The sequence below is a fragment of the Frankia nepalensis genome, from assembly GCF_016786325.1.
Lineage (GTDB): Bacteria > Actinomycetota > Actinomycetes > Frankiales > Frankiaceae > Pseudofrankia > Pseudofrankia nepalensis.
In genome coordinates, this window is sequence record NZ_JADWYU010000214.1 from 17,335 (window position 1) to 30,676 (window position 13,342).

Annotated in this window: 12 protein-coding genes; 4 read left to right on the forward strand and 8 right to left on the reverse strand. The window is 73.3% G+C overall.

Annotation, left to right across the window (positions count from 1 at the left end):
• Positions 1 to 203: 203 nt before the first annotated feature.
• The 3 genes from I6A81_RS33925 to I6A81_RS33935 all read right to left on the reverse strand — a co-directional run bounded on the left by I6A81_RS33925 (position 204) and on the right by I6A81_RS33935 (position 3,534).
• Positions 204 to 965: an SDR family oxidoreductase gene (locus I6A81_RS33925; protein WP_203004288.1), complete on the reverse strand. Its 762-nt coding sequence runs from the start codon at positions 963 to 965 to the stop codon at positions 204 to 206.
• A 154-nt stretch (positions 966 to 1,119) separates the two neighbouring features.
• Positions 1,120 to 1,905 carry an alpha/beta fold hydrolase gene (locus tag I6A81_RS33930; RefSeq protein ID WP_203004287.1) on the reverse strand — a complete coding sequence of 262 codons (786 nt, stop codon included), beginning with the start codon at positions 1,903 to 1,905 and terminating at the stop codon, positions 1,120 to 1,122.
• A gap of 9 nt (positions 1,906 to 1,914) precedes the next feature.
• A complete protein-coding gene (locus I6A81_RS33935) occupies positions 1,915 to 3,534 on the reverse strand; it encodes a flavin-containing monooxygenase (protein ID WP_407661421.1) in 1,620 nt (539 codons plus the stop codon).
• Between the two features lie 299 nt (positions 3,535 to 3,833).
• Between I6A81_RS33935 and I6A81_RS33940 the strand changes: the two genes are divergently transcribed.
• The gene (locus I6A81_RS33940) at positions 3,834 to 4,898 is read left to right on the forward strand and encodes a phosphotransferase family protein (protein WP_203004285.1); all 1,065 of its coding nucleotides are present in this window, start codon (positions 3,834 to 3,836) and stop codon (positions 4,896 to 4,898) included.
• 157 nt (positions 4,899 to 5,055) lie between these two features.
• Here the strand turns inward: I6A81_RS33940 and I6A81_RS33945 are convergent, their stop codons facing one another.
• From I6A81_RS33945 to I6A81_RS33960, 4 genes are all read right to left on the reverse strand, one after another.
• The gene (locus I6A81_RS33945; protein WP_203004284.1) at positions 5,056 to 6,153 is read right to left on the reverse strand and encodes an NAD(P)-dependent alcohol dehydrogenase; all 1,098 of its coding nucleotides are present in this window, start codon (positions 6,151 to 6,153) and stop codon (positions 5,056 to 5,058) included.
• 254 nt (positions 6,154 to 6,407) lie between these two features.
• Positions 6,408 to 7,490, reverse strand: a complete 1,083-nt coding sequence (locus I6A81_RS33950) for a phosphotransferase family protein (protein WP_203004283.1) — start codon at positions 7,488 to 7,490, stop codon at positions 6,408 to 6,410.
• A gap of 259 nt (positions 7,491 to 7,749) precedes the next feature.
• A complete protein-coding gene (locus I6A81_RS33955) occupies positions 7,750 to 8,331 on the reverse strand; it encodes a GrpB family protein (RefSeq protein WP_307875108.1) in 582 nt (193 codons plus the stop codon).
• A 343-nt stretch (positions 8,332 to 8,674) separates the two neighbouring features.
• Positions 8,675 to 9,538, reverse strand: a complete 864-nt coding sequence (locus I6A81_RS33960; protein WP_238429514.1) for a TetR/AcrR family transcriptional regulator — start codon at positions 9,536 to 9,538, stop codon at positions 8,675 to 8,677.
• Positions 9,539 to 9,826: 288 nt separating this feature from the next.
• On the opposite strand from I6A81_RS33960, the gene I6A81_RS33965 reads away from it, so the two are divergent.
• Positions 9,827 to 10,936 carry an ATP-binding cassette domain-containing protein gene (locus I6A81_RS33965; RefSeq protein WP_203004280.1) on the forward strand — a complete coding sequence of 370 codons (1,110 nt, stop codon included), beginning with the start codon at positions 9,827 to 9,829 and terminating at the stop codon, positions 10,934 to 10,936.
• A 225-nt stretch (positions 10,937 to 11,161) separates the two neighbouring features.
• Here the strand turns inward: I6A81_RS33965 and I6A81_RS33970 are convergent, their stop codons facing one another.
• Entirely contained in the window at positions 11,162 to 11,404 is a 243-nt protein-coding gene (locus I6A81_RS33970) for a helix-turn-helix domain-containing protein (protein WP_203004279.1), read from the reverse strand.
• A 146-nt stretch (positions 11,405 to 11,550) separates the two neighbouring features.
• On the opposite strand from I6A81_RS33970, the gene I6A81_RS33975 reads away from it, so the two are divergent.
• Positions 11,551 to 11,793: a hypothetical protein gene (locus I6A81_RS33975; RefSeq protein WP_203004278.1), complete on the forward strand. Its 243-nt coding sequence runs from the start codon at positions 11,551 to 11,553 to the stop codon at positions 11,791 to 11,793.
• Between the two features lie 631 nt (positions 11,794 to 12,424).
• Positions 12,425 to 13,225: an ABC transporter permease gene (locus I6A81_RS33980; RefSeq protein ID WP_203004277.1), complete on the forward strand. Its 801-nt coding sequence runs from the start codon at positions 12,425 to 12,427 to the stop codon at positions 13,223 to 13,225.
• Positions 13,226 to 13,342 lie beyond the last annotated feature (117 nt).

Here is a 13,342-nt window from a genome sequence, read left to right on the forward strand (position 1 = left end):
TACCGCGGCCGCCGGCGGCCGGCCTCCTCCGGGCCTCGGCCCCCGCGGCACCGGAGGGATGGCGAGCCCGCCGGCCACGCCGACGGGCGGGCGCGGGCGCCGCGCGGCCACCCGACGGCCGGGCCCGCCCGGCGCGGCGTGGGCCGCGCCAGGCGAGCGGCCGGGATGGGCGGCCGGGATGCGGGCGGTGGGCGGTGGGCGGTCTACTTGGGGGCGAAGCGCTGGCCGCCGTCGAGGCGGATGGTCTGGCCGTTCAGCATCGGGTTCTCGATGATGCTGACCGCCAGCTTGGCGTACTCGTCGGGCCGGCCCATCCGCTTCGGGAAGGCGGCGTCCTTCGTCAGCACCTTCTCGAAGTCCTCCGGAATGCCCTTGGTGATGCCCGTGTGGAACAGGCTCGGCGCGATGGCGTTGACCCGGATGCCCAGGGAGCCGAGGTCACGCGCCATCGTCAGGGACATCGCGGCGATGCCACCCTTGGCGGCGGTGTAGGAGATCTGGCCGATCTGGCCCTCGAACGCGGCGATCGAGGCCGTGTTGATGATGACACCGCGCTCGCCGTCGGCGTTCGGCTCCTGCTTGCTCATCTGCCAGGCGGCGAGCCGGGCGATGTTGAAGGTGCTCACCAGGTTGAGGTCGACGATCTTGCGGAACGTCGCGAGCGGAAGCGGGCCGTCCTTGCTGATCGTCCGGTGCGACGAGCCGCCGCCGGCCGTGTTGACGACGGCGTCGAGGCCGTCCAGCGCGGCGATCGCCGCGTCGAGGATGCCCTCGGTGGCGTCGAAGTCCGTCACGTCGATGGCGTGGAAGGTGCCACCGAGCTCGTCGGCGACCGCCTGGCCGGCGCTCGTCGGAAGATCGAGGATGGCGACCTTGCCGCCGCGCGCGACGACCAGCTCGGCCGTCGCCTTGGCCATGCCGGACGCACCGCCCACGACGACCGCCCGCAGCCCCTTAAGCTCCACGTGCCTTCCTCCCTAGTCATTACTGTCGTTTCGACCCGTCCGGCGGGCTCGCCGAGCGTATGGCTCCCCGTGCGCCGAAGCGCGGCGCGGGAGTAATCCCACTCGCGAGCCTACCGAAAAGTATAATGTATGCAACTTGTACGGATTACCGCCGTCAGGCGAGCGAGGCCAGCCAGGAGGTGACGAGCGCGTTGAACTCGGCCGAACGTTCCTGGTGCAGCCAGTGGCCCGCGCCCTCCCAGGTCACCACCCGGGAACGCGTGTCAGCGAACACGGCCCGCTCGGCGTCGGCCCGCGTCGGGTCGGCGTAGAAGGTGAGCACCGGGCATGCCCGGCGGCTCAGGTAGGGCTCGCTGTTCGAGCGCAGCACCAGCCCGGTGACCTGCGCCTCCAGCGCCTGGCGCAGCACGTGGCCCTCCATCCCCGCGATCCGGCGCAGCTGCCAGGTCCGCAGCGCCGGCGGCTGCGCCGGTGACTCCATCCGGCCGATCAGCTGCTGGATGATCGGCGCCGGGTCCGTCTCGGCGAGCAGGTCGAGCAGCGGCCGGATGCCGTCGGCCGTCTCGTCCGGGAGCAGGTAGGCCGGGTCGACGGCGACCACGGCGGCGACCCGGTCGGGATGTTCCACGGCCAGGCCGCTGGCCACGATGCCGCCCATCGAATGCCCGAAGGCCACGACCCGGTCGACCGAGAGGCCGTCGAGCAGCCCCACCAGGTCGGCGACGAACTGCGCCGCGGTGTAGCCCGCTTGCGGGACGCTGGACCGGCCGTGCCCGCGCAGGTCCACGGCGATGACCCGGTGGTTCGCGACGAGGTGCGGGAGCTGCCAGCTCCAGTCGTGCGAGTCGGCGCTGTAGCCGTGGACGAGTAACAACGGCGGGTCGCCGGCGCCCTCGTCGGTGTAGAACAGCCGGACGTCGCCGACGTCAGCGAAAGGCACCTGGTCCTCCTAGGAAAGCGTGAAGCCGGCGTAGCCGGCGGCGGCGATCTGGGCGCACTGCCGCCGGTACTCGGGCAGGCCGAGGGCGTAGGTGGTGTACATCCGCTTCTTGCCGGGCACGTTCGCGCCGAGCCACCAGGAGGTGCAGTCCGGGTGGACGACGACGCTCCCGGCGACCAGGTCGACGATCTGGTCGATCCACTCGGTCTGGGCCACTGCCTGCGCCTCGATGGTCCGGTAGCCGCCGTCGCGGACGTGGGCGACGCAGTCGGCGATCCAGTCGATCTGCTGCTCCATCGCGGCGACGAAGTTGGAGGCGGTCGACGGGCTGCCCGGCCCCTGGATGGTGAACAGGTTCGGGAACCCGGCCATCTGCAGGCCCAGGTAGCAGTAGGGCCCTTCCGTCGCCCAGAACTCGCGCAGCGACTCGCCCTTGCGGCCGCGGACGTCGATCCGGGCGAGCGCGCCGGTCAGCGCGTCGAATCCGGTCGCGAACAGGATGACGTCAAGCTCATAGAAGCCCTGCGCCGTCCGGATCCCGGTGGGAGTGATCTCCTCGATCCCGCCCTTGCGCAGGTCGACCAGCGTCACGTTGTCGCGGTTGAACGTCTCGTAGTAGCCCTGGTCGATGATCGGCCGCTTGCAGCCGAACGGATAGTTCGGCACCAGCGACGCCGCCGTCTCCGGGTCGCGGACGATGCGCGCGACCGCCTCGCCGTACAACGCGGTCGCCATCGCCCCGGCCTCGGGATCGGACAGGATGTCGCGCCAGTAGAGCGCGCCTACGACGCCGCGTTCCGCGATCGCACGCTGTTGCTCCTCGCGTGACGCGGTCTTCAGGGCAGGATGGCTGCCCATGTTGGTCAGTACCGAGAACACGCTGAGCCGGGCGGCGCCGACGTGCGCGGTCCGCTGCGCGGCCCGGATCTCGTCATAGCCGGCCTTGAGCGCCTCGAGTTCGCCCGGCTCGTAGGGCCGTCCCGGTGAGGGCAGCGTGTAGGCGGCCGACCGCTGGAACACGTACAGCTGCTCGGCCTGCTCGGCGACCACCGGGGTGGCCTGCACCCCGGTCGAGCCGGTGCCGATGATGGCGACCCGCTTCCCGGTGAAGTCGAAGCCCTCCCGCGGGAAGCTGTTGCTGAACAGCGTCGTGCCGCCGAACGTTTCCAGGCCCGGTATGCCGGGGTCGAGCGGCACCGAGAGGATGCCGGTGGCCGCCACGACGAACGGGGCGACGAACCGCTGCCCGTCCTCGGTTTCCACCAGCCACGACGCGTCCGCCTCGTCGAACGTCATCGCGACGACCCGGGTGTCGAACTGGATGTCGCGGCGCAGGTCCAGCCGGTCGGCCACGAAGTTCAGATAGGCCTCGATCTCCGGCTGCCCGGGTAAGACCTCCGTCCAGTTCCACTCCTGCTGGATCTCCGCGGAGAAGCTGTAGGAGTACTCGATGCTCTCGATGTCGCACCGGGCACCCGGGTAGCGGTTGAACAGCCAGGTTCCACCGACCTTGTCGGCCGCTTCCAGGACCCGCACCCGAAGACCCTGCGCGCGCAGCCGGTGCAGCGCGTACAGCCCGGAGAAGCCCGCGCCCACCACGACGGCGTCGAACCGCTGGATCTCGTTCACTGCCACGCCTCACCCATCTCGTCGCGCGCCATCGCTGGATACAGAGGTCTCGTCTCGAGGAGCCATGCGGGGCCTGTTCGGAGACGGCCCGGCGCCAGACTGGCGGTCCAGGCCGCCACGAGCGGACGGCTGCACCTTAACATCTAGATGTTTGCACTGTCAGCCGACGGCCCGCCCCGCGGCGGGGGCCCGCGCCGCCGGGCCGCCTGGCCCGCCTGGAGCGGCGCCGGCGCCCGCGCCCAGGTTCCCGCCTCGGCTACATCTAGAGGCTTTCCGGGGTTCCGCCGTAATGTCCTGGCATGGATTTTCAGTTACGGCGCGATGCCGCCGAGACCGCCGGCCGGCTTCGTGACTGGTTCGGCGAAGTCCGCGGGCTGGCCGACGTCGGCATCGACAACCTGAGCATCCCGTCGAGCACCGGTGCGTCGAACGAGACGATCCTGTTCGACGCCACCTGGACCGGCCCTTCCGGGACCGAGCAGCACCAGTTGGTAGCCCGGATCGCGCCGACGAGCTACGTGGTGTTCCCGGAGGACACGTTCGAGCGCCAGTTCCACGTGATGGGCGCGCTGGCCGAACGGTCGAACGTGCCGATGGCCGCCGTGCACTGGTTCGAACCGGAGAAGAGCTGGTTCGGCGCCCCCTTCTGGATCATGGAGCGGGTACGTGGCCAGATCCCCGGCGACGCCCAGCCCTACGCGCTGAGCGGCTGGCTGGCGGAGGCCACCCCGCGACTGCAGCGCCGCGCCTGGATCAGCGGAACCCGCGCGATCGCCGCCGTGCACACCACGTCCCTGGGCGGCCTCGCCCTTGACCCCACGCTGATTCCGACGCCGCGCGACCCGCTGGACGCCGAGCTCGAGCGCTACGAACGCTTTCTCGCCTGGGCTGAGGACGGTGACCCCTACCCGCTGGCGAGGGAGGCGCTGGCCTGGCTGCGGCAGAACCAGCCCGCGCCGCCAGCCGAGGGGCCGACCCTGGTCTGGGGGGACTCGCGGCTCAGCAACCTCATTTTCGAGGACTTCGAGGTCGCGGCCGTCCTCGACTGGGAGATGGCGACCATCGGCGACCCGCTGCTCGACCTGGGCTGGTGGCTGTTCACCGACGAGACGCTGACGAGGGGCGTGGGCGCCCAGCGGCTGCCCGGGTTCCTGTCCCGGGAGGAGACCGCGGCGCTGTGGCGGGAGACCACTGGCCGCTCCACCGACGCGCTCCCCTACTTCGAGGTCTTCGCCGGCCTGCGCTTCACCGTGATCATGGCGCGGATGGGGAAGCTGCTCGCCGAGCGGGGAGTCCTCCCGGCCTCGTTCGCCTACGACAACCTGTTCGGCCAGGGCCTGCGCCGGGCCATGGCCCGGGCCTGACCCTGTCCGCTCCTGGCCCACGCCCTCTCCTGGCCGCGGCCCTCGGACGAGCGCCAGGGCCAGGGCACCAGGGCAGGAGATCCGGGGCGGCGGCCGACCGGCTCCCACGGGCGAACCGCCGGCGGACAGCTCGCCGGCGGTTCGCGGACCGGCGCCGTCAGGGACGCGCGGACGGCAGCAGGACCGGCTTGATGACCTTGCCGGACATGGATGCCTCCTCGGCGGTGTTGATCGCCTCCAGCGGGAAGGTCTCGATCAGCCGGTCGAACGGGAACCTGCCGGCCCGCCACAGCTCGATCAGCCGCGGGATGATGACCTGCGCGTCCGCGCCGCCCTCGAGGATGCCCGACACGGTCTTGCCGACGAGCGCGGCCGCGTCGAACGTGATCGGCTCGGTCTGGATGCCGACCAGCCCGCAGTGCCCGCCCATCCGCAGCGCCCCGACCGCGTTCGCGATGACCGCGACGTTGCCGGTGGTGTCGAAGCTGTAGTCGGCGCCGCCGCCGGTCAGGTCGCGGACCTGGGCGAGGTCCAGGCCGGCGCCGTCGAGCACGTGGGTGGCGCCGAGCTCGGTCGCGAGGTCGAGCCGGTGCCGGTGCAGGTCGACCGCGATGATCGTCGACGCGCCGGCGACCTTCGCCGCCATGATCGCCGCAAGCCCGACCGCGCCGGCGCCGAACACGACGAAGCTCGAGCCCTCCCGGACGGCCAGGTCGACGAACACCGAGCCCGCGCCGGTGAGCAGGCCGCAGCCGAGCGGCCCCAGCTTCTCCAGCGGCAGGTCGGAGTCCACGACGACGACGCACCGCTCGGCGGCGACACAGTGGGTCGCGAACGACGACTGGCCGAACCAGCGGGAGGCGACCTCCGCGCCGCTGGCGTCGCGGACCCCGGTGGTGCCGTCGAGGCGCCGGCCGAACAGGTTGCGGAACAGGAACCAGTCGCAGTACGGCGGGACACCGCGGCGGCAGCTCGGGCAGTCGCCGCACGAGTCGAACGACAGCACCACATGGTCACCGACCGCCACCCGGGTCACGCCCTCGCCGACGGCCTCGACCACGCCGGCGCCCTCGTGGCCGGTGATGATCGGTGGCGGCGCCGGCGCGCCCGGCTGGCGCGGCACGACGTCGGTGTGGCACATGCCCGCGCTGACCACCCGGACGAGCACCTCGCCCGGGCCCGGCGGGTCGAGCTCGACCTCCTCGATCACGTATGGCCCGTCCGCCGCCCGCAGCACCGCCGCCGTCGCCTTCATCCACGCTCTCCCGGTTCGTCGAGGCCAGCGGGTCGTGCCCTCTCCCGGGTGATCGCCGCCGTCGCGCGCCGACGACCTCCTGGTTCCTGGGACATCCGCGCGAGCCCGCCGGCGGCCGGCCACGGACGCCACCTGGGCACTCCCGAAACGTCAGACATTTCATACCCTTGCCGAGCCGCCGGGCGCCACCGGCCGGGCGGCGGCGCCCGCGGCGGCCCCCGGGCGCGAGCCGCGCGATCGCGCGCGGTACCCGGTCAGCCGGTGCGCAGGATGCGCAGGGCGCGGCGGGAGAGCATGTCGACGCGCTCGCCTTGGGACGCCATCCGCTCGTCCGTCGACTCGCCCCGGGCGAAACGGGCGTAGAGCTGCTGGCAGATGACGGCGACCCGCCAGCTGGCGAACGCCTCGTACCAGGCGATCGCCGCCAGGTCGAGGCCGCCCCGGGAGGCGTAGCGTTCCACGGCCTCGGCGCGGGTCGGCAGCCCCATCGTCTCCATGCCGGGGTCGTGGATGGCGTGGTCGTCGGCGGTGTCGGCCGGGTCCGGCCAGTAGTTCAGCAGGGTGCCGAGGTCGACCAGCGGGTCGGCGAGCGTCGCCATGTCCCAGTCGAAGACCGACGAGACCCGTTCGGGATGGCCGGCGACGAACTGGCAGTTGTTGACCTTGAAGTCGTTGTGGACGAGCGAGGCCGGCTGGCTCACGGGCAGTCGCCGGGCGAGCAGGTCCGCGGCCGCCACCATCGCGGCGTCGTGCGCCGGCTGCGCCCACGGCGCGACCCTCCCCCACCGGTCGCGCCACCCGGACAGCTGCCGCTCGAGAAAGCCCTCCGGCCGCCCGAGCCGGTCCAGCTCGCAGGCGGCGGGATCGACGGCGTGCAGGTCCGCGAGCGCGTCCACGGTGGCGAAGCCGAGCTCGCGCGCCGCGGCCCGCCCGCCCAGCTCGTCGGGGATCGCTCCCCACACCACGATGCCCGGCCGGTACTCCGACACCAGGAAGTCGCTGCCCGCCACGCCCGGGTCGTCGCAGAACAGGAACGCCCGAGGCGCCCGGTCATACGCCCGCCACAGCCGCGACAGCACCCGGTGCTCCCGCCGCATGTCATGCGCCCCCGGGGCGATCACCCCGAACGGTGGCCGCCGCAGCACGAACCGCCGCTCACCGAACCGGATCAGGTACGTCAGGTTCGCCGACCCGTTCGGGAACTGGAGCACCTCCATCGCCCCGTCCGTGTCGAGCCGGGGGCTCAGGTAGTCCCGGATCCGGTCCCAGTCCAGCTCCTGGCCGGGCCGAACGGGCGCGACCTCGGGCGCGACCGCGTCCTCGGGCTCCTCAGTCACCCGTCCGCCCGGGCCCGACCACGCGAACGACGGGCATCCGGCGACCGGCGACTTCACGACTGTGCTGACGGGGCCTCACGGGGGCATTCTGCCAGCGTCGATCCGCTCGGGCACCCGTCGCGCGAGGCTCGCCAGCCAGCTCGGGCCCGCCGGGCGCTGGCGGAGGCGCCGCGCTTCATGATCAACGGCAGCGGGCCTCGGTGTCAACGGCGTGGACAACACCCTGGATCCCTGCTGCTGGATGCCCGGACAGCGGAGGTCAGGCGCAGGCGGCCGGGACGGTCCAGCCGGTGGCGGCGGCCCAGGGGACGGCCCGCGCGGTGATCTCGGTGATGATCGAGGACTTGGCGTTGGAGTAGTGGGCGGTGCTCGGCCAGTCGAGGGCGGCGAGCGCCCGCTTGGCGGCCTCGTAGCGGGCCCGGTCCTCGGGGTCGTGGCGCAGCCAGTCGCGGAACAGCAGGTGGCGGTACTCCCAGTCGCCGCCGGCGCCGCAGACGTGGATGTGCACGTCCTGCTCGGCGGTGCGGAACATCCAGTGGACGCCGCGCTCGCGGACCCGGACCGTGTAACCGGCGGCGAGCAGCGGCGCGACAAAGGCCTCGTCGGCGGTGATGTCCGGGACGGCGACCTGGATGTCGATGATCGGCTTCGCGCCGAGCCCGGGCACCGAGGTCGACCCGATGTGCTCGACGCGCAGCGCCGTCGGCCCGAGGGCCCGGCGAATCGTGGCGTGTTCGGCGGCGAACCGGTCGGCCCACTCGGGCCGGTAGGCGACGATCACGATCGGTCGCTTCTCCGGTCCCCCGATGTAGGTCTCGTCCACCTGCCCAGCCGTCGTCACACCCGTCCCCTTGAGCTTGCGCGTATCGCCAGAGTCCGCACCATTCCCGGCCAACTCCCCCGCCACCGGGCCATTCTGTGCCCGCGAGCGGGGCCCTGGCTGTCGGGAACGCGCCATTCGGGGCGTCGGGCCCACGCCAGGACCGGCCGGAACTGGCACCGTCGGGCCAGCGCCCGCCGGTAGGACCCATCGTGTACCGGGATCCGCGCCAGGAGCGGCCCAGAGTCCGGATACTGACCATCTCCGGTGATCTTCCGGCCGTGTCCGGGGGCCGGTGCGCCCGCGACCAGGGCCACCGTCCGCTTTCGGCCCCGGCGCGCGGCCGGCGGCCAGGGCCGGCCGGTCAGGTCGCGCGACCGCCGGCGCGCGCGGGCCCGGTGGGCGCGGCGCGCGAGCGCAGCAGAGCCTCGACGCCGTCGAGCAGCCGCGCCAGGCCGAAGTGGAACTCGCCGTGCAGCTCCTCGGCGACGCTGTTCCCGGACGGGGACGGGGACGGCTCGATCTCGCCGGAGGCGGCGATCGCGTGCAGCGCGGGGAAGCGCTCCGCGTCGAGCAGCCGGGCGAGCACCGCGCCGTAGTCGCTCTCACTCGTGCCCTGCGCCGCGCGGGCGTCGGCGGCCGCCGCGATGTCGGTCGTCAGCTGCGCGGCGGCCATCGCGTAGATGGACAGCGCGAGGATCGTCGAGAGCTTCTCCTGGCCGGTCAGCGGGACGCCGGCGAGCGGCGCGACCCCCCGGTCCATCCAGGCGACCTGGTTGGGCAGGGTCGGCGCCCCGGCATGGCTGATCCGGTTGATCCACGGGTGCGCCAGCGCCCGCTCGTACATGCCCCTGGTCCAGCGGTCCAGCCCGTCGCGCCACCCGGCCGCGCCCAGGTCGTCGAGCTCGGCCGGCGGCGGGCCGACCGCGGTGTTGAGCATGAGCAGCAGCAGGTCGTCCTTGCTGGCGACGTGCCGGTAGAGCGACATGGTGGCGAAGCCGAGCCGCTCGGCCACCCGGCCCATCGACAGGGCAGAGAGGCCCTCCTCGTCGGCCAGCGCGACCGCCGCGCCGACGAGGTCGTCCAGCCGCAGCGCCGGCTTCGGGCCGCGCCGCGGCGGCGCCGGCGCGCCCCACAGCAGGTCCAACGCCGGCGGCGGGCCGCCGGCGGGGCGCGTGGCCCCCTCGCCGCCCGGCGCCCGGTCGCCCGCGCGCGCGCCGCCGGCCATCCGTCCCACCGTTCCCTCCGTCGCCACCGGCCGCCCGCGGCCGCGTCCCAGTGTCCCCCACCGGACAGGACCGCCGTCGCGGGCGCTCCGCGCCGCGGGTTGACCACCCATCGGTAACTGCGTATAACGTACACCAGAAGCGTACGACGTAAGCAGTTAATCGCGACGACCCGGGGGGGATAGGCCCACCCCCGCACGGGACCCAGAACCCGTGTCCGGGACCTGACACTCCGCCACGATCGCGACAGCCCAGTCGCGACGACCTCGCCCCACCAGGAGGCACCGACCATGCCCATGACCACGGACGCCCGCGCGCAGGCCCCGGCGTCCACCCCCCTGCCCGCCGGCGCCGCCCTCGCCGACACCGCCCCCGTTGACACCGCCCTTCCCGCCGACACGGACGCCGTCATCCGGGTCCGCGGGCTGCGCAAGGCGTTCGGGGACGTGACCGTGCTCGACGGGGTGGACCTGGACGTCGCCGCCGGCAGCGTGCACGCGCTGCTCGGCCCGAACGGCGCCGGCAAGACGACGCTGGTGCGGATCCTCGCCACGCTGCTGCGCGCCGACGCCGGCTCGGCGAGCGTCGCCGGCCACGACGTCGGCCGCTCGCCGCGCCGGGTCCGCGAGGTGATCAGCCTGACGGGCCAGCACGCGGCCGTCGACGAGCTGCTCACCGGCGAGGAGAACCTGCTGCTCGCCGCCCGGCTGTTCCGGCTGCCGCGGGGGGTTGCCCGCCGCCGGGTCGGCGAGCTGGTCGACGCCTTCGACCTCGGGGGCTTCGCCGGCCGGCTGGTCAGGACCTACTCCGGCGGCATGCGCCGCCGCCTCGACATCGCCGTCGGCCTGGTCGCCCACCCCCAGGTGGTCTTCCTGGACGAGCCGACGACCGGGCTCGACCCGCGCAGCCGCCAGGGCGTGTGGGAGATCGTCGGCCGGCTCGCCGAGGACGGCACGACGGTCCTGCTCACCACCCAGTACCTGGAGGAGGCCGACCGGCTCGCCGACCTGGTCTCAGTCCTCGACGGCGGCCGCGTCATCGCCCGGGGGACGCCCGACGAGCTGAAGGCCCGGCTGGGCTCCGAACGGGCCGAGCTGACGTTCCCCGACGACGCCGCCTACGCCAGGGCCGTCGCCGCCCTGGGCGCCGCGCCGGCGGCGGAGATCGCCGGCCCGGCGGGCGGCGGCACGGCGGGTGGCGGCACGGCGGGTGGCCTGGACACGGACCCGGCCGCGCGCCGCGTCGGCGTGCCCACCGACGGCACGGCCACCGCCGTCCGCCGCCTGCTCGCCGATCTCGACGACCGCGGCATCGACGTCGCCCGCGTCGAGCTGCGCCGGCCCACCCTCGACGACGTCTTCCTCTCCCTCACCGGCGGCCCGGCCCGCGCCGCCGACTAGTGCCATACCCAGCGGCGTCCACCCGGCCGCTGCCCACCCGCCCCGTGAGCGGCGGCCCCGAAGTGTCCGCCAGAACGCGAGCCAGGCGGCATGCTCGTTAACCACTGACATTCAGTGAGAGGATAAGGGTGCTTGCAAAAGTAAGCAGTTGCAAGCACCCCCAAGCGGGCGGCAAGGCGGCCCCACCCGCCCACCCCCGCCGGGTGACGCTGAGGTACCGGCGGGTCAGCCGTCCTGCTCCGGGGGTCTCGCCCACCGGTGCGCGGTCGCGGCGGGGATGCCGGTGAGATCGGCGATCTGTCGGTAGGACAGGCCCTGTTCGGTGAGAGCGGCGATCACTGCGGCGCCTGCCTCGGTGTTGACGCGGCGACGCCGCCACGCCTCCTTGGCCGCCGAGACAAGATCGTCGCGTCCGCCCTCGGTTGTCGGTTGGGCCAGCAGTTCGCGGAGAGCTTCCTCAAGGTCCATCTTGCACCCTCCCGTCTCATTGTGGGACAGTCGCGCTGTCTCACAATGAGACAGTAACAGGAAGCCCTGGGCGGAGGCGCCCCGCTCGGGCGTCGGCCTGCGTGCTCCCTGCTGAGGCCGGGGGTCCGCTGGAAGGAGCATTCGCGATGCCCGATGACCTGGTGGCGACGATCACCGTGCAGCCGGGGCAGAGCCCGGCCGAGCTGGCCTACACGCTCGCCCAGCTCCCGGACGGCCTGGAGTTCGCCGACGCGTTCGGCGACCGGACGATCGTGATGGTCTACGGCACGGCAGGCGTGCCGCTGTCGGTGGAGGAGATGCTGGCCGCCGTCGCGGCGTCGCTGGGCAACTGGGGCACCCCGAGGCCCTCCCGGGAGGCAACTTCCTGACCAGCGCAAACGCCGAACGAAGATCGCTGTCGCAGAAATTCTGTGAGGTTTCAAGGGCGGCCTTCGGCCGCCGCGCCGGGCGCGCCGCACACGCCGCGCGCGGGCGGGGCCCGGCGGCCCGCCGCGCCCCGGGGCCCCGCCTCGCTTCGCTCGGCACCCCGGGCGCGTCGGGCCGCCACCCTCCCGCGAGCGTCGGAGCGTCGGCCCGTCGCCGAAGAAGGATGCTTGCAGAAGTAAGCGGTCTGCAAGCACAGGTCACGGGCCGGCGATGGGACCCGGGCAGCGATCGTCGCGGGGGATCCCCCTCCCCGGTGGCGCCGAATCGTCTAACGGGAGCACGACGGCATCAAGGGCGCGCTCCGCGCGTCGGCTACGCCGATCGACCTACGGCCGACCCTTGACACCGCCGCGCTCCCGCTATGGGCGGCACCTGTGCGGGGCGGGGACATATCGGACATTACGGAATGCTTGCCGAGTGCTTGCTAGCGCTTGCAATAGTAAGCGCCAGCAGCTTCCTCGGTGCTTTCGTAGTGGCTAACGAACGTCCTGTAGGGACCGCGCTACCGCGGACACTTCACCGGCACCGGCCCACGGCGCGGGCAAACCTTCGCCGATTTTGAAAGGACTCCCCATGACCTCCCTCGCCCCGCCCGTCGCGCGCCGGCCCGGCCGCGCCGGCTCCGACACGTTGGCCCTCGTCTCGCGCAGCCTGCGGCGGCTGCCGCGCCAACCCGACACGTTGATCATCTCCGTGGCGCTGCCGATCGTCCTGCTGCTGCTGTTCGTCTACGTGTTCGGCGGCGCGATCGCCGACGGCGGCCGGCGGGACTACCTCACCTACGCCGTGCCCGGGATCATCGTGCTCGCCGCGGGCTGGGGCGCGACCCAGACCGCGGTCGCCGTCGCCGGCGACCTGAAGGCCGGGATCGTCGACCGGTTCCGGTCGATGCCGGTGCGCGGCTCCGCGGTGCTCACCGGGCACGTGGCCGCGAGCCTGGCCGCCAACGCCGTCGCGACCGCGCTCGTCATCGGGATAGCGCTGGCGATCGGGTTCCGCCCGGACGCCGGGGTCGGCGGTTGGATCGCCGCGGTCGGGCTCCTCGCGCTCTACGTGCTCGCGCTGACGTGGGTGTCCATCGCGCTCGGCCTGCTCGCCGGCGGGCCGGAGGCCGCCAGTGGGCTGACGTTCCTCATCCTGTTCCTGCCCTACGTCAGCAGCGGTTTCGTGCCGACCGACACGATGCCCGGCGCGCTGCGCGCGTTCGCGGACCACCAGCCGCTCACCCCGGTGATCGAGACGATGCGCGGCCTGCTCGTCGGTGGCGGCGCCGACGGCGGCGAGGCGGTGCGCGCGGTGGTCTGGTGCGTCGGCATCCTGCTCGCCGGCTACCTCGCCGCCGCCCTCCTGTTCCGCCGCCGCACCTCCCGCTGACCCTGGCCCCGGCGCCGCCGACCCGAGCCCTGGGAGCCGCCGACCCGACCGGCCCGAGCCCCCGACCGAGGGCGCCGTCTGACGGCGCCGGCCGACAGCGCCGTCAGACGGTGCCGT

Excerpts from the sequence above, each read along its gene's own strand:
- I6A81_RS33960 (WP_238429514.1), bottom strand. The coding sequence starts at position 9,538 with ATGGCCGGCGGCGCGCGCGCGGGCGACCGGGCGCCGGGCGGCGAGGGG.
- I6A81_RS33940 (WP_203004285.1), top strand. The coding sequence starts at position 3,834 with ATGGATTTTCAGTTACGGCGCGATGCCGCCGAGACCGCCGGCCGGCTT.
- I6A81_RS33965 (WP_203004280.1), top strand. The coding sequence starts at position 9,827 with ATGCCCATGACCACGGACGCCCGCGCGCAGGCCCCGGCGTCCACCCCC.
- I6A81_RS33975 (WP_203004278.1), top strand. The coding sequence starts at position 11,551 with ATGCCCGATGACCTGGTGGCGACGATCACCGTGCAGCCGGGGCAGAGC.
- I6A81_RS33970 (WP_203004279.1), bottom strand. The coding sequence starts at position 11,404 with ATGGACCTTGAGGAAGCTCTCCGCGAACTGCTGGCCCAACCGACAACC.
- I6A81_RS33945 (WP_203004284.1), bottom strand. The coding sequence starts at position 6,153 with ATGAAGGCGACGGCGGCGGTGCTGCGGGCGGCGGACGGGCCATACGTG.
- I6A81_RS33980 (WP_203004277.1), top strand. The coding sequence starts at position 12,425 with ATGACCTCCCTCGCCCCGCCCGTCGCGCGCCGGCCCGGCCGCGCCGGC.